The following is a 20016-nucleotide window of genomic DNA, read 5'->3' as shown; positions in this document are numbered from 1 at the left end:
TCGATCCATCACGCCGCATCGATATGGCGCGCACTCCACGCCGCAATCATCCTGGCCACCTGCGCCGCATCTTCCCGTCCCGTCACCAGATGGTCCATCCCGTCGAGCGAAACAAAGCTTTTCGGGTAGCGCGCCAGGTCGAAGATGCGCTGTCCATTCGCGATGTCGACGGTATCGTCCTGCGGCGCATGCATCACCATCAGCGCACGGCCCAGCCCGGCAATCCGGTCCGCCAGGCCGTGTTGCGCCGCATCCTCCACGAACTGCTGGCGGATCTGGAAATCGCGCCCCGCCAGCTTGACCCGGGCCTCGCCCAGCCGCGCCAGCGTATCCAGGTGCTCGGACAGCAGCTTGTCGACCACGTAGTGCGGATCGCTCGGCGAGGCAATCGTCACCACGGCCTTCGATTCCGGAATGCGCTGCGCTGCAGCCAGGACCGCCGTGCCGCCCATGCTGTGCCCCACCAGCAGCCGCGGCGCCTCGAAGCGCGTGCGCAGGAAGTCGGCGGCCGCGACCAGGTCGTCCACGTTCGAAGAAAAATTGGTGTCGGCAAAGTCGCCCGCGCTGGCGCCCAGGCCGGCGAAATCGAAACGCAGCATGGCCACGCCGCGCTCGGCCAGGCCGTGGCAGATGCGGTTCGCCGCCAGCACATCCTTGCTGCAGGTGAAGCAATGGGCGAAGACGCCGTAGGCGCGCGGGGTGCCGTCGGGCATGTCCAGCTTGGCCGAGAGCTTGCCGTGCGGCCCCTGGAAATCGACGCGTTCGGTGAACATGGTGTCTTTCTTTTGCAATGAAGGCGCTACTCTGCACGCGATCGGCGAGGCGCGCAAGAAAGCGCTCTGCATGCGCTCCAGTGACATGCTTTCAAACGCTTCCTATCGCAAGACGTTTCGACTATACTAGAAACGTCGAAACGTCGAAATGAAGGGAGCCGTGGTGGAAAACAAAGATGCAGTCGTCGCCCTCGCCGCCCTCGCCCAGGAATCGCGCCTGGCAGTCTTCCGCCTGCTCGTGCAAACCGGCCCCGACGGCCTGGCCGCCAGCAAGATTGCGCACGCCCTGGGCATGCCCGCGTCGTCTCTCTCGTTCCACCTGAAGGAACTGGCGCACGCCAACCTGATCGTGGCACGCCAGGAAGGCCGCTTCATCATCTATGCCGCCCAGTTCGACACGATGAACACCCTGCTCGGCTTCCTGACCGAAAACTGCTGCGGCGGCACGCCGTGCACGCCTTCTGCCGGGCTCGTCTGCGGCACCTGAATTCACTCGACAAGACAAAACCCTCATGAACGTCCTCTTCCTCTGCACGGGCAATTCCTGCCGTTCGCTCATCGCCGAAGCCGTCTTCAACCACCTTGCGCCGCAAGGCTGGCAGGCCATCAGCGCCGGCAGCCAGCCGACCGGCAAGCTGAACGAGCGAGCATTGGCCCTGCTCGCCGCCAAGGATGTGTCCACCGCGGGCTGCTACAGCAAGTCCTGGGACGCCTTGCCAGTGACGCCGGACATCGTGGTCACCGTCTGCGCCAGCGCGGCCGGCGAAACCTGCCCGGCCTACCTGGGCCCGGTCCTGCGCACGCATTGGGGCGTGGAAGATCCGAGCCATGTAGTAGGCACGGAAGACGAGATCACGTCCGCGTTCGAAGGAGCCTATGCCATCCTGCGCGCCCGCATCGAGACCTTCCTGACGCTGCCGCTCGGCGAACTGGCCGCCGATCATGCACGGTTCAAGACCGAACTCGACCGCATCGGCGGCATCCTGGCTTGAAGGCGGAACATTCGTGCTGACCGCTTTCCTGATTTTCGCGGCGACCCTCACACTCGTCATCTGGCAGCCGCGAGGGCTGGGCATCGGCTGGAGCGCAACTGGCGGGGCCGTCGTCGCCCTGCTCGCGGGCGTGATCCAAGTGGGCGACATCCCGACGGTGTGGCACATCGTCTGGAACGCCACCGGCGCCTTCATTGCCGTGATCATCATCAGCCTGCTGCTCGACAAGGCGGGCTTCTTCGAATGGGCCGCGTTGCACATGGCGCGCTGGGGTGGCGGCCATGGCCGGCGCCTGTTCCTGCTGCTGGTCCTGCTCGGCGCTGCTGTCGCCGCCCTGTTCGCCAACGACGGTGCCGCCCTGATCCTCACGCCCATCGTCGTCGCCATGCTGGCCGCCCTGCGTTTTCCGCCGAAGGCAACCCTGGCCTTCGTGATGGCGGCCGGCTTTATTGCCGATACCGCCAGCCTCCCGCTGGTCGTATCGAACCTGGTGAACATCGTGTCGAGCGACTACTTCGATATCGGTTTCGCGCGCTATGCGGCGGTGATGGCGCCGGTGAACCTGGTGTCGGTGGCAGCAACGCTGGCGGCGCTGGCCTGGTTCTTCCGCAAGGAGATTCCTGCGCACTACGATGTCACCCAACTCAGGCTGCCCGACGACGCCATCCACGACCGCGCGACCTTTGTCACCGGCTGGTGGGTGCTGGCGCTGCTGCTGGTCGGCTTTTTCTGGCTGGGCGAAGCCGGCATTCCGATCAGCGCCGTCGCTGCAGCCGGTGCAGTGCTGCTGCTGGCTGTGGCGGCGCGCGGGCACCGCATCTCGACCCGCGCGGTGTTGCGCAGCGCTCCCTGGCAGGTGGTTGTTTTTTCGCTCGGCATGTACCTGGTGGTATATGGGCTGCGCAATGCGGGATTGACCGGTTACCTGACGGCCTTTCTGGATCGCTGCGCCGAACATGGCGTCTGGGGCGCGGCGCTCGGCACCGGCTTCATCACCGCCATCCTGTCGTCGGTCATGAACAACATGCCGACCGTGCTGGTCGGTGCACTGGCCATCGACGCGAGTACGGCCCAGGGCGTGGTGCGCGAAGCCATGATCTACGCAAACGTCATCGGTGCCGACCTCGGTCCGAAGATCACGCCGATCGGCAGCCTGGCCACCCTGCTCTGGCTGCATGTGCTGGCATCGAAAGACATTCGCATCTCCTGGGGCTATTACTTCAGGGTCGGCATCGTGCTCACCTTGCCGATCCTGCTGGTTACCCTGTGCGCGCTGGCCCTGCGCCTGAGCTGAAGGAAGTATATGGACACACTCGACGACCTCCCCAATATCCGCCCCGCACTGCTGGACTTGCCAACGCTGGACAAGCTGGCGCCCGTGGGCGACATGAACCACCCGCCGCGCATCCTGATGCTGTACGGCTCGCTGCGCGAGCGCTCGTTCAGCCGCTTCCTGACCAAGGAGGCGGCGCGCATCCTCGAACACTTCGGCGCGGAAGTGAAGATCTTCGATCCGACCGAACTGCCGATGGCCGGCAGCGTGCCGGAGACGCACCCGAAAGTAGTCGAACTGCGCGAACTGTGCCTGTGGTCGGAAGGCCAGGTCTGGTGCAGCCCGGAGCGACATGGCGCGGTGACGGCGGTGATGAAGAACCAGATCGACTGGATTCCGCTGGAAATGGGCGCGATCCGCCCGAGCCAGGGACGCACGTTGGCGGTGATGCAGGTGTGCGGCGGCTCGCAGTCGTTCAATGTGGTGAATACCCTGCGCCTGCTGGGCCGCTGGATGCGCATGTTCACGATCCCGAACCAGTCCTCGGTGCCGATGGCCTACAAGGAATTCGACGAGGCCGGGCGCATGCGCCCGTCGGCCTATTACGACCGCGTGGTCGACGTGATGGAAGAGCTGTTCAAGATGACGCTGCTGCTGCGCGGCCGCACGGACTACCTGACGGACCGCTACAGCGAGCGCAACGAGCGGGCGCAGGCGGCCATTAACCGGCAGATCGGCAGGCTGTGAAGCGCCGCGTCAGCGCCGCCAGGGATGGAAGGTGGTCAGCCAGGCACGCACCCGATTGGCGTCGGCCGCACGCGATAACTTTCCCTGGGAATTCAGGAAGACCATGACCGTCGCCCTGCCCTTGACCACTGCGTGCAGCACCATGCAGCGGCCGGCCTCCGAGATATACCCCGTCTTTTGCAGGCGGATCTTCCAGTTGCGGTTCGCGGTCAGCCGGTTCGAGTTGCGGTAGACGGTCTGCTCCCGCGCCTGCCGGATCGTGAAGTGGCGGTCGGTCGAGTAGCGCCGGATCAAGGGGTTCTTCTCGACGGCGACCACCAGCCTGGCCAGGTCCTCCGGGCTCGAGACGTTGGCGCTCGAGAGCCCGGTCGGTTCCACGTAGCGGGTACTGCGCATGCCCAGCGCCCTTGCCTTGGCATTCATCGCCTCGACGAATTTCCCGGTCCCGCCAGGGTAGTTGCGCCCGAGCGCCGAGGCGGCGCGGTTTTCCGAACTCATCAGGGCAAGGTGCAGCATGGACGAGCGCGACAGGCGGGTGCCCACGCGCAGGCGCGACGACGAGTACTTGAGGCGGTCGACGTCGGCCTGGGTGACGGTCAGCATTTCCTTCATGTCCTGTTTGGCTTCCAGCACGACCAGGGCCGTCATCAGCTTGGTCAGCGACGCGATCGGCATGACCGCGTGTGCGTTCTTCTGGTACAGGACCCTCTGCGTCTTCGGATCGAGCACCAGTACCGCGCTCGAGCGCAGGGCCGCCAGCTGGACGTTGGCACGGTTGACCGTGGCCGCCTTCGGGTGACGCACCCGCTTCGCGGCTTTTGCCCTGGCTTTTGCTTTCGTTCTTGCTTTTGCCTTTGTTTTTGCTTTTGCCTTTGTTCTTGCTTTTGCCTTTTTTTTTGCCTTCGCTTTTGTTTTTGCCTTCGCCGTGGCGGAGGAATGGCTGCCGTTGGCGTGCACGGGCGATGCGGAACCCAGCAGGAATGCCAGGGACAGGAAAACGAGGACCAGTATTTTCATCTTCGAAAGAGGCAAGCAACGCCTCCGCCGCCCTCGGTCGGACAGCGGAGCATACGAATCCGGCCATCGTAATGGCCGAGAATTAGCAAACACTTAGCGATGAGCAGGATCGTCCGGTGCGCCGGCGCGGCGCCCAGCATCTCAAGTACGCTAAGGCTTCGCTAAGTGTTTCCTCCTAACATGACGCGCTCGCACGAACCCGGCCGGGCAGGCGCCAGCGAACGCGGCCCCGTGCCGGCCGCTGGTAAGCTTGGCGGCGTAATTTGGCGGCGTAATACAGGAGAAAGCAAGACATGAAAGTAGCGACGACGGGCCTGGCCCCGGCAGGGCGCACGGCATGCGGTGGCCCGCCGTCCCGGGGAACCGGCCGATGAGAGTGCTGCTGGTGGAGGACGACCCGATGATCGGCAGCGTGGTCCAGCATGCGCTGCGCGACGCCAGCTATGCGGCCGACTGGGTGGTCGACGGCGAGGCTGCGCTGACAGCGCTGCGCACCCTGGAATACGGGCTGGTCCTGCTCGACCTGAACCTGCCCCGCATCGACGGCATGGCCGTGCTGCGCTCGGTGCGCCAGGCGCGCAACGACGTGCCGGTGCTGGTGCTCACGGCGCGCGAGGCCACCGAGGACCGCGTGGCCGGCCTCGATGGCGGGGCCGACGACTACCTGGTCAAGCCGTTCGCGATGAGCGAGCTGCTGGCGCGGATGCGCGCCCTGACCCGGCGCAAGGAGGGCAGCGCCAGCCCGGTGCTCGGGAACGGCATCGTCGCCCTCGACCCGGCCACCCACGAGGCCCGCACCGCGACGGCGACGGTGCGCCTGACCGCGCGCGAATTTCCCCTGCTGCAGGCGCTGCTGGTGCGCCCGGGCGCCATCCTCTCGCGTGCGGAGCTGGAACACCGCGTCTACGGCTGGGACGAGGAAGTCGAGAGCAATGCGATCGAATTCCTGATCCACTCGCTGCGCAAGAAACTCGGCAGCGAAATCATCAAGAATGTACGGGGCGTCGGATGGATGGTCGCGAAGGGCCGGTAGCGGCATCGCTGCGTTTCAGGCTGTCGCTGTGGATCTCGACGGCGATCCTGCTCGGCGCCGCCGTGGCCGGCCTGTATTCGTACGTCGACGCCACCAGCGATGCCCACCATGACCAGGACACGCAACTGCGGCAGGTCGGCTACCTGATCAGCAGGCTCGATGCCGTACCGACCTCGCCGATGGCGCGCGAACGGGTCGGCGACGTCGACTTCGATGCGCGCCTGGTCGTGCGCTTCATCGACGCGCCCGGCGTGCCCGTGCCGAAACCGGAACGGCCGCCGCATTTTTCACCTGCCCTGCCCGACGGCCTGCAGACCGTGACCAGCGGCAGCGAGACCTGGCGCGTCTTCATCCGCACCAACTCCCGCGGCGTGCGCGTCGCGGTGGCGCAGCAGACGGCCGTGCGCGACGCGGCGGCGCGTGCGAATGCCTTGCGCGCGGTGACGCCGGTTTTGTTCCTGGGGCCGCTGCTGGTGCTGATGGTGACGCTGCTGGTGCGGACCATGTTCCAACCGCTGCAAAAGCTTGCCGCGCAAGTGCGCGAGCGCCCGGAACACGACCTCGGGGAACTCGACCGGGCTGCACTCCCGTCGGAAGCCTGGCCTTTCGTGGCCGAGATCAACAAGCTGATCGGCCGCACGGTGCGCGCGCTGTCGCTGCAGCGGCGCTTCATCGCCGACGCCGCGCACGAGCTGCGCTCACCCATGACCGCCCTGTCGCTGCAGGCGGAACGGCTGGCGGCCAGCGACATGCAGGGCGAGGCGCGGGAACGGCTGGGCGCCCTATCGGCGGGCCTGGCGCGCACCCGTATCCTGCTCGACCAGTTGCTGACCCTGGCGCGCACCCAGGAGTCGGGCAATGGCCGGCTGGCGCAGGTGGCCTTGAAGAAGACGATCCAGGAATGCCTCGAGGACCTGGTGCCGCTGGCCGAAGCCAGGGCGATCGACCTGGGCGTGGTGGGCGATGCCGACCCGACCGTCGCCGGGCACGCCGTGGATATCGCCATCCTCGTGAAAAACCTGGTCGAGAACGCCATCCGGTATACGCCCGAAGGCGGCCGCATCGACATCAGCGTGACCGAGGCCGGCGGCCGCGTCGTGCTCGACATCGACGACACGGGCATCGGCATTCCTGAGGAAGAACGGGAGCGCGTGTTCGATCCTTTCTACCGCGTGCTCGGCAACGGCGCGATCGGCTCCGGCCTCGGCCTGGCCATCACGGCGTCGATCGCGCGCCAGGCCGGTGCCGGCATTGCGCTGCTGGACAGGCCCGACGGCATGCGGGGATTGCGTGCGCGCGTGACGTTTCCGGCGGCACGCTGAGCATGCCGGCTCCCGGCCGCGGCGGCAGGTCATGGCGCCGCCCGGGCTGCCGGTCAGCCGAACAGGCCATGCAGGTACCACCGCGGCGCCTCTTCCTCGCCCGAGCCGACGATGCGCTCGCGGTATACCCAGTACAGCGTGTGATCCTGCCCTTCCGCGACAAAATAATCCCGCGTCTGCGTCTGGCTCCACCACCCCGCCTCGATCCGCTCCGCCACCGACGCCATCTTCAGGGGCGATCCATAGAATGGCCGGTGATTGCGCATCAAGAGCGCAATCGGCTTGGCCAGGATCCAGGTCGGCCGCGCCAGGCTTTCGACGTCCGGCGGCATCTGCGCCGAGCGCGCCGTTTCGCGCACCTTTTCCTGCACCGGTACCCAGCTGTTGGCCACCTCGGGCCGGTAATCGGCCTGCGGCAGGGCCTGCAGCACATTCTCCGGCCCCAGGCGTGCGGTCAGGAGTTCGAACATGCGCAGGCGGTCTTCCTCGCTGCCGCCCGGCTCGGGAAACAGCGATTCGTTCGGCGGCGCCATCGGCTGCACCTGGTTGGCGTCGAGCACCAGGGCAATCACCGGCGCTTCCAGGGTCAGCTTGGCCAGGCGTTCGCGCAGCAGGCGCACCAGGTGTTCGTCGCGCCAGGTGGGCTCGGCCAGCGCGATCTCGACCGGCGTGGGCGGACGCGCCACCCTGCCCCGCTCATGCTCCAGCAGCAGTGTAATGCGCTCGACGGCCAGCTGGTGCGCGCACAGCCAGCCCGTCAGTTGCTGCACCAGGCGTTCGGCGCCCATCAGGCATTCCTCGGCATTTTCCAGCCGGTCGAAGAGTTCGATCTTCGCGTGGAAACTGGTGGGCGCCTCGACCCATTCGAACAATTCGGGCGCCATGCCGTAGGCGGCGTCGAGCATGTCGAGCAGCGCGCGTCCGCAGCGCCGCTGCAAACCCGGACGTGGCAAACGCCGCATGGCGCCCAGGCTGAAGCAGCCGATGCCTTCGAACCAGGTGGCATAGGCGCGCGCCGGCGGCGGCAGGCTGGCGGGCAGGCTGTCGAGCCGGCGCGTGAGCGACTCGATGCGCATGGCGCGGCCGGCGCGGCGCCGCGCCAGCATCCAGGCGCCGCGTGCGGTGGGGGCGCAGCTGAGCACGCCGGAATAGCCGAGCGCACGCAAACTGGCGCGCACGCGCCGGCACAGCGCGCGGATGCCGCCGAACAGGCGCAGGCTGGCGCCGATGTCGATCAGCAGGGTCGATTCCTCGGCCACCGCGACCAGCGGCGTGTACTGCAGCAGCGCCAGCGCCGCCGTGTTCAGGGCTTCGGCCTCGCGCTCGGGCGAGCGCACGTGCAGGCGTGCATCCGGCATCAGCATGAGCACTCCGCCGCGGCGCATGCCGGGTGCTACCCCGGCAGCGCGTGCTGTCGGGGAAGCTGCCAGCACGCGCTCCTGCTCGAGCACGACGCTGCCGGCGTCATTGCACCAGTTCGGGCTGAAGACCTCGAGCGGTAACTGGTGCAGGTGCAGGCCGATCCACAAACGCATGTCGTTGAAGCAAAGTTGGAGTGAGTGGCAGGAACAGCGGCGCTTCGCGCTGCGGCCCCCGGCGTTTGACGAAGCCGACGTCGAGCCCGCCGGCGGCAGGCCGCAGCGACAGGCGTAGCGGCGCCGGCGACGAATCTTGCGCGGCGGCGAGCGGACGCATCATGAAAAACAGGGTTTCGCCGCATTGCGCCGCCAGGTGCAGGCGGCGCAGGCTTTCGCCGCGCACGTGGTTGGCCCAGAACAGCAGCGCGCCGCAACTGCCGCTGCGCAGCACCTGCTCGGCGGCCCACAGCGCGTCGTTGCTGCGCGTGCTGCGCAGCCAGACGAGTTGCGAGGGCGGCAGGCCGAGCGCAGCCAGCGCCAGCGCCTGCGGCGGGTGCGGCGGCTGCAGCAGCACGATGCGGCGCGACGCAGCCGCCACCAGGGCCGGGCGCAGCAGGCGCATTTCGCCAATGCCGGGCTGCTGCAGCAGCAAATCGACCAGGGTGCCGACCGGCCAACCGCCGCCCGGCAATTGCTTCGACAGCACCGGGTGGCCAGTGTCGACGCAACGCGTATTCGCACGGGCCAGCTGCGAGGCCAGCCATAGCGAAGGGTGCAATTCTTCCGGTGAAGTATTGTTTTGTAAGGAAGACATGATTACGGGTAATACAAAAGTACTGGATGGATATACAGTACTAGTTCGTTCAGCTTTTGGCAAGATGTGTATAGTCTGTCTATGTAGGATTTCACCTTGTTCCTGTGTACGCTCAAGCGGGCCACCTCTTTTCAGCCTGGCCAGGCAAGTCATCCGAGCCGCATCAAAAGATGAAATAATGGCGGTTTACCTATTAATCGCCTGACAATGACTGCAGATCTCTTCCATATACAACAGCAAGGCCAGCCATGACCACCATGCAGCTGGTCGGCGCCATCCTGTTCGCCTGCGCCCTCGTCCACACCTTTGCCGCCAAAGGCTTCGAGGTGCTGGCCCACCGCCACCCGCGCCATGCCGGGCTGTTCCATCTGCTGGGCGAGGTCGAGGTGGTATTCGGCTTCTGGGCCATGGTCCTGATCGTGGCCATGGCCCTGATCGGCGGGCCGGGTGCGGCGGTGGACTATACCGAGTCGCGCCAGTTCACCGAGCCGCTGTTCGTGTTCGTGGTGATGGTGATCGCGGCTTCGCGGCCCATCCTGGATGCCGTGCGCTCCCTGCTCGCCACGGTCGCGCGCTTGGTGCCGGTGCGCACCGAAGTAGCCCTGGCCTGGCTCGGCCTGGCCCTGGTGCCGCTGGCCGGTTCCCTGATCACCGAGCCGGCCGCGATGACGCTGGCGGCGCTGATGCTGGCGCCCCAGGTGTTCCGCCCCGGCATACCGGAGGCGCTGAAGTACGGCGCGCTGGGGGTGCTGTTCGTGAACGTGTCGATCGGCGGCACCCTGACCTCGTATGCCGCGCCGCCGGTGTTGATGGTGGCGTCCACCTGGGGCTGGGACAGCGCCTACATGTTCCTGCACTTCGGTTGGCGCGCGGCCCTGGCCGTGCTGGTCAACGCCACCGTCATCACCCTGCTGCTGCGCAAGTACCTGGCGCCCGCCGCCGCGACGAGCGACGCGACGGGCGACGCAAAAACGGTGCCCCTGAAAGTGTCGCTCATCCACCTGGCCTTCCTGGCCGCGGTGGTGCTGCTGGCCCACCATCCGGTGCTCTTCCTGGGCCTGTTCATGCTCTTCCTCGGCTTTACCCAGGCCTACCAGCGCCACCAGGACCCATTGATCCTGAAGGAAGGCCTGCTGGTCGGCTTCTTCCTGGCCGGCCTGGTGGTGCTGGGCGGGATGCAGCAATGGTGGCTGCAGCCGGTCGTCTCCAGCCTGGGGCCGACCGCCCTGTTCTTCGGCGCGCTGGGCCTGACGGCGATTACCGACAATGCCGCCCTCACCTATCTCGGCTCGCTGATCGCGGGCCTGTCGGAACAGTCGCAATACATGCTGGTGGCGGGCGCGGTGGCCGGCGGCGGCCTGACCGTCATCGCCAACGCCCCGAACCCGGCCGGCGCGGCCCTGCTCAAGCATGGCTTTGCCGACGAATCCATCAACGCGCTCGGTTTGCTGGGTGGCGCGCTCGGGCCGACCGCTGTGGCAGCATTGCTTTTCCTGATCTAGAGGAGCACCCATGGACGACACCGTATTGATCGGCAAGACCGGCACCATCGAACGCTGCTGCCGGCGCGCCCGCGAAGAGTACGAAAAGGACCCGACCACCTTTGTCGGCGACATCACGCGCCAGGACGCGGCCACGCTGAACGTGATCCGCGCCTGGGAAGCGGCGGTCGAGATGGGAGACTACGTGATCGGCGTGGCCGGCCTGGGCGAGCCGCACGACGAGCGCGAGGTGATGACCCTGCTGGCCGAGCATGGCTGGATCGAGGCGGCGCTGGCCGAAGACCTGAAGCGCACCGGCGAATTCTGCCGCGCCGAGTGGGACCACCAGGCCGCGCCGCTGCCGGCGCTGGTCACCATCATCAAGCGCGGGCTCGACGATTTCGGCGCCTACAGCCAGGCATTGGTCACGCGCGCCGGGGCGGCGGCCTAGGCGTCAATCCCCACCATCCGCCGCCAGGGCCGCGTACCAATCGGCATACGGCGTGTTGGCGACCATGCGCCGGTTCAGGTCCGGCGCGCCGTCGGTCCACCATACCGGACCGCGCTCGCCCAGGGCGCGCTTGGCCTTGTCGACGCTTGATCGCGCCTGGCGTTCCGCTTCGGCATCGCCCGCCTTCTTGGTAAGGCCAACCTGGCGCCGTGCGCGCATCAGCTGGTCGACCAGTTCCTGACGATGCTCCGGTGAGAGACCAGGATTGCTGGTGCGCCAAAGGCGGCCCGAGACGACGAAGTAACGGCCGTCGGGCGTATGCGGATAGGTGCGATCGGCTGGCATGATGCGACTATAACCGCAATCTACTTCACGCTCCGCAACGCTGCCGCGATGCCCGGATAGCGGAACACAAAGCCTTCCCGCTCCAGGCGCCTGGGCACAACACGCTGCCCTTCCAGCAGCAAGTCGGCCTGCTCGCCGAGCACCAGTCGCATCGGCCAGCCCGGCGTCGGCATCACGCAGGGCCGATGCCAGATGCGCGCCGCTGCCTGGCTGAAGCCGAGTTGCGTCACGCATTCGGGGGCCGTGAAATTGCTGACGCCCATGCCAGGCGCCGATCCGGCTTGCCCCACCGCCAGCCGCCAGCGGTGCGCCATGCCGCGCACCACGTCGTCGACGTGGATCCAGGACAGCCATTGCTTGCCGCTGGCCAGCCTGCCGCCCAATCCCAGCAGGATAGGCAACAGCATCATCGGCAGCGCGCCGGCCATGCCGAGCACCAGGCCGAAGCGCATGCATTCCACCTGCGTGCCGTATTGCGCGGCGGCGCCCGCGGCCTGTTCCCATTCGCGGCACAAGTCCGACATGAACATCGCTTGCGGCGGCGCGCTCTCATCGAGTTCCGTGGCGTCGCCGATGCGCTGGATGCCGTAGTAGCCGATGGCGGACGCCGACAACATCAGAAAGGGCTTGTGTTCGGCGCGCGCGATCCAGTCGACCACCTGCCCGGTCAGGCCGATGCGGCTGCGGCGCAAGGCTGCCTGGCGTTTCGCCGTCCAGCGCGGCCCCAGGATGCGGGCGCCGGCCAGGTTGACGATGACGTCGACACGGCATGCCGCCGGCAGTTCCTGCATCGAGGCGATGCAGCGCACCTTGCCCTCGAAAGTCCATGCGGCCTGCCTGGGCTGGCGGGTCAGGGCAATCACCGCGTGACCGTCCTGCAGCAAGGCGCGCACCAGCTGGCGGCCGATGAAGCCGGTGGCGCCGGTCACCAGCACGGTGCGCTTCTTCTCATCGAAAGCGATCGGCGCCTCGGCCACGCCCTGCCCGCCGACGCGCCCAAGCCGCAAAGCGGCCACCCCATCGCGCAGGCCGGAGATGCCCACACCCACTCCGCACAGCGCCAGGAACACGCTGAGCCAGCCCTGCGGACTCCATACCAGCCCCGTCGGTTCGGCATACCAGGCCGGGAAATTCATCGCCAGCAGCGTGATGAAGGCGCCGCCGTTGATCGCCAATACCGTATGCGTCACGCGCTCGGTGGCCGGCAGCAGCCGGGTGCGGTCCTCGACCACGAAGTCCCACAGCGTGAGCACGATTTCCACCGTGAAGATGGCCAATAAGGCGACCGCAAACACGCCATGCCATTCCCAGTACGCGAGCCCGATGAACAGCAGCGCATAGATCAGGGCGCGCGTCGCATGAATGCCCAGTTCCAGCCGCGCGCCCGGCTTTTGCGGCAGGGCTTCGGTGAGTTCGTGGTGGTACAGCGTGTCGAAGGCGCCGAGGCAGCCTTGTGCCGCCATCAGCTGCAGCGCCAGCAAGTGGGTGTTCATGACGCCACCGCCGCCCGGTCGTGGCGCCACAGCCAGAACAGCGGCGGCAGCATCGCGACGAGTGCCGCGGCATCGACCCAGACGTGCGCCCAGCAGGCGGCGCGCAGCGACACGATGATGTCCTGCGGCGCCCAGACCACGAGGCCGATCATCAGCCACAGCCACACCTGCGGCTGGCGCAGGCGGTCGGCCAGGTGGATCAGGGCAATCATCCACAGGGCCATCAATTGCACCGTCGGCCCGAACAGCGCGATCCACCAGGTTTGCAGGTCGCGCGCCCCGGCCGGCGCAGCGCCAGGCCAGAAGGCGGCTTCGATACTGCCGTGGTAGGCGTCGAGTACCGGCGCCGTCGCCACCCACGGCAGCACGGCGCCCACCAGCACGTGGGCGATCGACACCAGCAGCAGCCAGCGGATCAACCATCCGCGTAAGGTCATGTTCATGCCGCGCTCCTAGTTGAGGAAGGGACTGCCGATGCCGCAGGTATCGCCGTCGCAGCCCTGCGGAAGGCGGATGCCGAGGCGGCGCGAAATCGCGTAGCGATGCCGCGCGAACCAGCGGTACAGCTTGGCCAACAGCGGCCGCAGGAAGGGAATGCGCAAGGGCCAGACCATCCAGCCCCGCCCCACCAGGGTATAGGCCGCCAGCATGCTGTCGATACCCACCAGCACCCGGCCATCAAGCGTGCGCGCATGCAGTTCGCGGTTCAGTGCCGCCATGTCCGCGCCGAGCGAGGCCGGGTCGAAGCCGGGCTCGGTGATGTCGACGAATGCCAGGCGCCCGGCCGTGTTCCACTTCCTCAGCTTCAGCATGGACTTCACGCAGAACGGGCAGCGGCCGTCGAAATACAGGGTCAGGATGTTCATGCCGGCTCCTTGTCGTTCGGTCCGAGGAAGCGCGCCACCTTGCCGCCCATCTTGATGAAGCGCTGCAGGGTTTGCGGCGACAGGTGCTGGTAGTCCTGGAAGGTGGTGCTCAGCATTTCCAGGAAGTCGAGCACGGTCTGCATGCGCGCCAGCGTGGCGGCATCGAGCTGCTCGTCCTGGGTGCCTTCGATGGCGCACTCGCGCAGCACGCTCAGGGTGGGGTCGATCTCGCGCCGCTTGCGCTCTTCCAGGATCACGCGGAAGATTTCCCATACATCCTGCAAGGCCACGAAGTGGTCGCGCCGGTCGCCCAGTACGTGGGTCACGCGCACCAGCTTCCAGCTCTGCAGTTCTTTCAGGCTGTTGCTGACGTTCGAACGCGCCACGCCCAGCACCTCGACGATGTCGTCGGCCGGCAGCGGACGCTCGGCCAGGTAGAGCAGCGCATGGATCTGCGCCACGGTGCGGTTCACGCCCCAGCGGGTGCCCATCTCGCCCCAATGCAGGATGAACTTTTGTTCGGTCGGGCTGATATCCATGATTTTCTCTCTTTTCTGTTATGACAGAAATTAAAGAACAAACAGAAGATAAAGTCAACGCATTTTGGCAAGCGTGCCGGCCGCAGCCCCGGCAGGACTGAGGTGCACGCGTGCGCCACTCATGGTCGAACTGGTATCATTCGCGTTTTCCGGACCCCGGTGCTGTCCAACAGCGTCCCGTCCCTCACCTACAGAACACCAGGAATGAATACACCGACCCAACTGCCAGGCTTCTGGAGCCGGTTGTCGCTTGCCTTCGGCGCCTTCTTCAAGGCCGCCGGCGACGCCGAATTTGCCGCGCGCGTGCGCGATGACCAGGTTGGCCCCGTGGCCGCGCCCGCCCCTGCTCCAACCCCGGTCCCGACGCCGGCCCCGGCGCCCGTCGCTCCGGCCCCAACGCCGCTGCGCGTGAACACGCCCGAATCGGCCCTGCAGCTCCTGACCCTGCTGCAGCGCGAAGCGCGCCTGATCGACTTCGCCAACGAAAACCTGGCCAGCTATGCCGACGCCGACATCGGCGCCGCCGCGCGCGTGGTGCACGAAGGCTGCGCCCGCGTCCTGAAGGAACACTTCACCATCGCCCCGGTGCGCAGCGAAGCCGAAGGCGCGCGCGTGACACTGGAAGAAGGCTTTGATGCCGCCAGCGTGCGCCTGACCGGCAACGTGGTCGGCAAGGCGCCGTTCAAGGGCACGCTGAGCCACCGCGGCTGGCGCGCAACCGACGTGCGCCTGCCGCAGCTGGCCAAGGAACACGACGCCAGCGTCATCGCCCCGGCCGAGGTGGAACTGTGAGCGCCCGTTACGCCATCGGCATCGACCTGGGCACGACGCACAGCGCCCTCTCCTACGTCGACCTGGAAGCGAGCGACGGCGAGCAGACCGCGCACGGCGTGCTGCCGATCCCGCAGCTGAGCGCACCGGGCACCGTCGAGGCGCTGCCGCTGCTGCCCTCTTTCCTCTACCTGCCGCATCCAGACGAACTGGCGCCGGGCGAACTGGCCCTGCCGTGGTCCACGGAAGGCGAAACGGCGGTTGCCGGCGAAATGGCGCGCAGCCGTGGCGCCACCACGCCGATCCGCCTGGTGTCGAGCGCCAAGAGCTGGCTGTGCCACCCAGGCGTGGACCGCCGCGCCGCCATCCTGCCGTCGGATGCGCCGGAAGAAGTCACGCGCGTCTCGCCTCTGGAAGCCTCCACGCGCTACCTGCAGCACCTGCGCCGCGCCTGGGACCACGCGCATCCGGAAGCGCCGTTCGACCAGCAGCAAGTCACCGTCACCATTCCCGCCTCCTTCGACCCGGGCGCGCGCGAACTGACGGCGGAAGCGGCGCGCAACGCCGGCTACAGCTCGGCCACCCTGCTCGAAGAACCGCAAGCGGCCCTGTACAGCTGGATCCAGGGCAGCAACGGGGCCTGGCGCAAGCAGGTCAAGGCAGGCGACATCGTGCTGGTCGTGGACGTGGGCGGCGGCACCAGCGACTTTTCGCTGATCGCCATCCTCGAACGCGATGGCAAGCTGGAACCGCACCGCGTGGCCGTGGGCGACCACATCCTGCTCGGCGGCGACAACATGGACCTGGCGCTGGCGCACCTGGTGGCGCGTAAACTCGCCGCCAACGGCACGCAACTCGATGCCTGGCAGATGCGCGCCCTCACCTACGGCTGCCGTGGCGCCAAGGAACACCTGCTGGCCGACCCGAACGCCACCACCTGGCCGATCGTGGTACCGAGCCGCGGCTCGAAACTCATCGGCGGCTCGATCCGCACCGAACTCACGCGCGAGGAAGTCACCGCCTTCATCACCGACGGCTTCTTCCCGCGCGTGGAAGCGTCTGCCCGCCCGGCCACGCGCACCCGCGCCGGCCTGACGCAGCTTGGCCTGCCCTACGCGCAGGATGCGGCGATTACCAAGCACTTGAGCGCCTTCCTGGCGCGCCAGGCCGGCGCCACCGCCGAACTGGAAGGTTTCGCGGGCCGCGTGTCGGCCGAACACACCTTCCTGCATCCGAGCGCGGTGCTGTTCAACGGCGGCGTGTTCAAGTCAAGCATCCTCGCCCAGCGCGTGATGGACACCATCAACGACTGGCTCTACATGGAAGGCGCGGAACCGGCACGCATGCTCGAAGGCGCCGACCTCGACCTGGCCGTCGCCCGTGGCGCGGCCTACTACAGCTATGCCCGCCGCGGCGGCGGCGTGCGCATCCGCGGCGGCACGGCACGTTCCTACTACGTGGGCGTGGAGTCCTCGATGCCGGCGATTCCCGGCATGGAGCCGCCGATCCAGGCCCTGTGCGTGGCGCCTTTCGGCATGGAAGAAGGGAGCGAACTCGAACTGCCGGGCCAGGAATTCGGCCTGGTGGTGGGCGAGCCGGTGCACTTCCGCTTCTTCGGCTCGACCACGCGCCGGCAAGACCAGATCGGCGACGTGCTCGATTTCTGGGGTCCAGACGAGCTGCAGGAGATGAACGAGATCCAGGCCACCCTGCCGGCCGAGGGCCGTACGCCGGGCGACGTGGTGCAGGTGAAGCTGCACGCGCTGGCCACCGAGGCGGGCACGCTGGAACTGGCGGCACTGTCGCCGGAAGGCCAGCGCTGGAAAGTCGAGTTCGACGTTCGTAACGCCTCTGATACCCAGTGACCCACCTGGTCAGCATCGACCTCGGCACCACGAATACGGTGCTGGCTTACGCGGCAATGGAGGGCGCGCCGCCAGGCGGGCTATCCATTGCCGCGGAACCTGTTTCTCTTTTCCTCATTGACCAACTGGTGGCGCCCGGCGAAGTGGCCGGCGCGCCGCTGCTGCCCTCGAACCGCTACCATCCTGCCGAGGGTGAACTCGCCGCCGGCGAACTGCAGCTGCCCTGGCTGCAAGACGACGTGGCCGGTATCAGGCAGGTCGCCGTCGGCCGCCTTGCCCGTAACCTGGGCGCCGCGACGCCGGGCCGGCTGGTGGCCAGTGCCAAGAGCTGGCTTTCGCATCCCGGCGTCGACCGCATGGCGGCCATCCTGCCCTGGGGCGCCGAGCCCGACGTACCCAAGGTGTCGCCGGTGGCCGCCAGCGCCAGCTACCTGGCCCACCTGCGCGCCAACTGGAATACCCGTTTTCCCAATCATCCCCTCGAACGGCAGGAACTGGTACTGACCGTACCGGCCTCGTTCGACGAAGGCGCGCGTGCCCTCACGCTGGAAGCGGCCAGGCTGGCCGGCCTGCCGCACCTGCGCCTGCTGGAAGAACCGCAGGCGGCGCTGTACGACTGGCTGTACCGCCACCGTGCCACGCTGACGCAAGACCTGGCGCAGACGCGCCTGGTGCTGGTGGCCGACGTCGGTGGCGGCACCACCGACTTCAGCCTGGTCAAGGTCGAACTGGTCGATGGCGAACCGACGCTCACCCGCATCGGCGTGGGCAACCACCTGATCCTCGGCGGCGACAACATGGACCTCGCGCTGGCCCATCTGGTGGAAGCGCGCATGAACGAGGCGGCTGGCGACGCGGCTGGATACAACGCGCCACGCGAACGTCTGTCGGCCGCGCGCCTGGCCCAGCTGACCGAACGCTGCCGCGCCGCCAAGGAGCAATTGCTGGCGCCCGATGCGCCGGAACTGGTCACCGTCACCCTGCTCGGTTCCGGCTCGCGTTTGATCGGCGGCAGCCGCAAGGCCGATTTGCGCCGCGAAGATATCGAACGCGTGGTACTGGACGGCTTCTTCCCGCTCAACGCGGAACAGGAAGGCGCGCGCCGCGCGCGTGCCGGCATCGTCGAATTCGGGCTGCCGTATGCGAGCGATCCGGCCGTCACGCGGCACCTGGCCAGCTTCCTGCGCCAGCACGCCGTGGCGGCGCGCGAAGCGCTTGGCCTGCCTGCGGACGACGACGCCCTGCCCGTGCCGGACACCCTGCTGCTGAACGGCGGCGTGTTCCGTGGCGCGGCGCTGGCCGAACGTTTGGCCGCCGTGTTGGCGCAATGGCGCGGCGCCCCGCTCACCATCCTGCACAACGAAAACCCCGACGTGGCCGTGGCCCGTGGCGGCGTCGCCTATTCGCTGGCGCGCCAGGGCCAGGCGCCATCCATCGAAAGCGGCGCGGCGCGCAGCTACTACCTGCTGCTGGAAGGCGAACGGGCCAGCGGCGGCGCCTTGCGCGCGGTCTGCCTGCTGCCGCGCGGGACGCCGGCCGCCACCGAAGTGTTGCTGCATGAACGCACGTTCGCGCTGCGTTTGGGGCGGCCGGTGCGCTTTCACCTGGTGTCGACGATTGCCGATGCCGGCCAGGCGCCCCAGCCAGGCGAGCTGGTGTCCCTGGCGCCGCTTGATGTGGTGCGCCTGCCACCGATCGCCACCGTGCTGCGCGCCGCGCCCGGTGCGGCGGCCCTGAGCGACATCCCGGTGCAACTGGCGGCCACGCTGAGCGAAGTCGGTTCGCTGGAAGTGCATTGCGTGGCCGCCGATGGCCAGCGCTGGCAATTGGCTTTCCAGTTGCGCGAGGCCGAAGGTGGCGACATCCTTGAAACGCCGGAAGAGGAAACGCTGCCGCCGCAACTAGGCGCTGCCATCGAGAAGATCGACCGCATCTTTGGCACCCGCTCGAAACAGGTCGACCCGAAGGAAGTGCGCCAACTGCGCGCCAGCCTGGAACACCTGCTGGGCCGGCGCGAAGGCTGGGCCACGCCCTTGCTGCGCCGCTTGTTCGACGCGCTGATGGAGCGCGCCAAGGGCCGGCGCAGGTCGGCCGAGCACGAACGCGCCTGGCTGAACCTGGCCGGCTACAGCCTGCGTCCCGGCTTCGGCCACCCGCTCGACGGCTGGCGCATCGAGGGGTTATGGGCCATGTTCGAACATGGCGTGCAGTACCACAAGGACAGCCAGGTACGCGCCGAGTGGTGGACGCTGTGGCGCCGCGTGGCCGGCGGTCTCGACACCGAAGCGCAACTGCGTTTGCTCGACGACTTCGCCTTCAACCTGCAGGCCGATGCGTCGGAACGCGGCAAGCGGCCGATCACGCTGGTCGATGGCAGCGAAGAGGACATGCTGCGCCTGGGCGCCTCGCTGGAACGCATTCCCTCGGCCTACAAGGCGGAGATCGGCAACTGGATGATGGAGCAGATCGCCGCCATTCCATCGAGCGGCGCCAAGCTGGATGCGAAGACGGCGGCGAGCTATACGCGCTACCTGTGGGCGCTGGGCCGGGTCGGTGCGCGCCAGTCCTTCCACGGCAGCGCGCATGAAGTGGCCCCAAGCGAGGCGGCCGAGGAATGGCTGGGCAAGCTCTTGAAGCTGGACTGGAAGAAGGTCGAGCCGGCGGGGTTTGCGGCCACGCACATCGCGCGCATGACGGGCGACCGCTCGCGCGATGTATCGGAGCCGGTGCGGCTTGAGGTACTGCGCCGTCTCGGGGCAACTGGCGCGCCCTCGTCGTGGACCGCGATGGTGCGCGAGGTAGTGGAACTGGACCAGGCCAGCGAGACGCGCATGCTGGGCGAGGCGCTGCCGCCGGGGCTGAAGCTGCTGCGCTAG

General features: G+C 67.5%; 20 protein-coding genes. 11 read left to right on the top strand and 9 right to left on the bottom strand.

All coding sequences use genetic code 11. The features are described 5' to 3' along the window. Positions 1-8: 8 nt before the first annotated feature. On the bottom strand, positions 9-773 hold the full coding sequence (locus tag ACWYRN_RS14980; protein ID WP_488688408.1) for an alpha/beta hydrolase family protein: 765 nt from the start codon (positions 771-773) through the stop codon (positions 9-11). Between the two features lie 148 nt (positions 774-921). On the opposite strand from ACWYRN_RS14980, the gene ACWYRN_RS14975 reads away from it, so the two are divergent. The 4 genes from ACWYRN_RS14975 to arsH are packed head-to-tail and all read left to right on the top strand — an operon-like array spanning position 922 to position 3785. Then, a complete protein-coding gene (locus ACWYRN_RS14975; protein WP_488688407.1) occupies positions 922-1260 on the top strand; it encodes an ArsR/SmtB family transcription factor in 339 nt (112 codons plus the stop codon). Between the two features lie 25 nt (positions 1261-1285). Continuing rightward, entirely contained in the window at positions 1286-1765 is a 480-nt protein-coding gene (locus ACWYRN_RS14970) for an arsenate reductase ArsC (RefSeq protein ID WP_488688406.1), read from the top strand. A gap of 13 nt (positions 1766-1778) precedes the next feature. Beyond that, positions 1779-3059 (top strand): arsenic transporter, encoded by a 1281-nt coding sequence (locus ACWYRN_RS14965; protein ID WP_488688405.1) that lies wholly within the window; start codon positions 1779-1781, stop codon positions 3057-3059. Between the two features lie 9 nt (positions 3060-3068). Next, complete coding sequence (gene arsH, locus ACWYRN_RS14960) at positions 3069-3785, top strand: arsenical resistance protein ArsH (protein ID WP_488688404.1); 717 nt, start codon at positions 3069-3071, stop codon at positions 3783-3785. A gap of 9 nt (positions 3786-3794) precedes the next feature. Here the strand turns inward: arsH and pbpG are convergent, their stop codons facing one another. Then, positions 3795-4589 carry a D-alanyl-D-alanine endopeptidase gene (pbpG, locus tag ACWYRN_RS14955; RefSeq protein WP_488688403.1) on the bottom strand — a complete coding sequence of 265 codons (795 nt, stop codon included), beginning with the start codon at positions 4587-4589 and terminating at the stop codon, positions 3795-3797. Positions 4590-5172: 583 nt separating this feature from the next. On the opposite strand from pbpG, the gene ACWYRN_RS14950 reads away from it, so the two are divergent. Continuing rightward, on the top strand, positions 5173-5835 hold the full coding sequence (locus ACWYRN_RS14950) for a response regulator transcription factor (protein ID WP_488688402.1): 663 nt from the start codon (positions 5173-5175) through the stop codon (positions 5833-5835). Beyond that, positions 5811-7157 carry a sensor histidine kinase gene (locus ACWYRN_RS14945; protein WP_488688401.1) on the top strand — a complete coding sequence of 449 codons (1347 nt, stop codon included), beginning with the start codon at positions 5811-5813 and terminating at the stop codon, positions 7155-7157. Before ACWYRN_RS14950 ends, ACWYRN_RS14945 begins: the two co-directional genes overlap by 25 nt. Before the next feature lie 53 nt (positions 7158-7210). On the opposite strand, the gene ACWYRN_RS14940 is transcribed toward ACWYRN_RS14945, so the two are convergent. Both ACWYRN_RS14940 and imuA read right to left on the bottom strand, forming a co-directional pair. After that, entirely contained in the window at positions 7211-8692 is a 1482-nt protein-coding gene (locus tag ACWYRN_RS14940) for a Y-family DNA polymerase (RefSeq protein WP_488688400.1), read from the bottom strand. Beyond that, the gene (gene imuA / locus ACWYRN_RS14935; RefSeq protein ID WP_488688399.1) at positions 8622-9329 is read right to left on the bottom strand and encodes a translesion DNA synthesis-associated protein ImuA; all 708 of its coding nucleotides are present in this window, start codon (positions 9327-9329) and stop codon (positions 8622-8624) included. The genes ACWYRN_RS14940 and imuA overlap by 71 nt, the downstream gene beginning before the upstream one ends. 248 nt (positions 9330-9577) lie before the next feature. Between imuA and ACWYRN_RS14930 the strand changes: the two genes are divergently transcribed. Further along, a complete protein-coding gene (locus ACWYRN_RS14930; protein ID WP_488688398.1) occupies positions 9578-10831 on the top strand; it encodes a putative Na+/H+ antiporter in 1254 nt (417 codons plus the stop codon). A gap of 10 nt (positions 10832-10841) precedes the next feature. Next, entirely contained in the window at positions 10842-11261 is a 420-nt protein-coding gene (gene hepT / locus ACWYRN_RS14925) for a type VII toxin-antitoxin system HepT family RNase toxin (protein WP_488688397.1), read from the top strand. Between the two features lie 3 nt (positions 11262-11264). On the opposite strand, the gene ACWYRN_RS14920 is transcribed toward hepT, so the two are convergent. From ACWYRN_RS14920 to ACWYRN_RS14900, 5 genes are read right to left on the bottom strand one after another with little or no spacing between them, the layout of a single operon-like run. Beyond that, a complete protein-coding gene (locus tag ACWYRN_RS14920) occupies positions 11265-11606 on the bottom strand; it encodes a hypothetical protein (RefSeq protein ID WP_488688396.1) in 342 nt (113 codons plus the stop codon). 20 nt (positions 11607-11626) lie between these two features. Then, on the bottom strand, positions 11627-13099 hold the full coding sequence (locus tag ACWYRN_RS14915; protein ID WP_488688395.1) for a TIGR01777 family oxidoreductase: 1473 nt from the start codon (positions 13097-13099) through the stop codon (positions 11627-11629). Then, positions 13096-13542: a cell division protein gene (locus ACWYRN_RS14910; protein ID WP_488688394.1), complete on the bottom strand. Its 447-nt coding sequence runs from the start codon at positions 13540-13542 to the stop codon at positions 13096-13098. Before ACWYRN_RS14910 ends, ACWYRN_RS14915 begins: the two co-directional genes overlap by 4 nt. A 9-nt stretch (positions 13543-13551) precedes the next feature. Next, a complete protein-coding gene (locus tag ACWYRN_RS14905) occupies positions 13552-13965 on the bottom strand; it encodes a thiol-disulfide oxidoreductase DCC family protein (RefSeq protein ID WP_488688393.1) in 414 nt (137 codons plus the stop codon). After that, positions 13962-14504 carry a GbsR/MarR family transcriptional regulator gene (locus ACWYRN_RS14900; RefSeq protein ID WP_488688392.1) on the bottom strand — a complete coding sequence of 181 codons (543 nt, stop codon included), beginning with the start codon at positions 14502-14504 and terminating at the stop codon, positions 13962-13964. Before ACWYRN_RS14900 ends, ACWYRN_RS14905 begins: the two co-directional genes overlap by 4 nt. A gap of 204 nt (positions 14505-14708) precedes the next feature. Between ACWYRN_RS14900 and ACWYRN_RS14895 the strand changes: the two genes are divergently transcribed. Genes ACWYRN_RS14895 through ACWYRN_RS14885 form a run of 3 tightly spaced genes read left to right on the top strand, consistent with a single transcriptional unit; the run spans position 14709 to position 20016 of the window. After that, positions 14709-15296: a DUF2760 domain-containing protein gene (locus tag ACWYRN_RS14895; protein ID WP_488688391.1), complete on the top strand. Its 588-nt coding sequence runs from the start codon at positions 14709-14711 to the stop codon at positions 15294-15296. Beyond that, positions 15293-17140 carry an Hsp70 family protein gene (locus ACWYRN_RS14890; protein WP_488688390.1) on the top strand — a complete coding sequence of 616 codons (1848 nt, stop codon included), beginning with the start codon at positions 15293-15295 and terminating at the stop codon, positions 17138-17140. Before ACWYRN_RS14895 ends, ACWYRN_RS14890 begins: the two co-directional genes overlap by 4 nt. A 56-nt stretch (positions 17141-17196) precedes the next feature. Continuing rightward, the gene (locus ACWYRN_RS14885; protein ID WP_488692821.1) at positions 17197-20016 is read left to right on the top strand and encodes an Hsp70 family protein; all 2820 of its coding nucleotides are present in this window, start codon (positions 17197-17199) and stop codon (positions 20014-20016) included.

The sequence above is a fragment of the Massilia sp. BAP21 genome (genome assembly GCF_057801335.1).
Note: the sequence above shows the minus strand (reverse complement) of the source record. Positions and strands in the feature narration are given on the sequence as shown.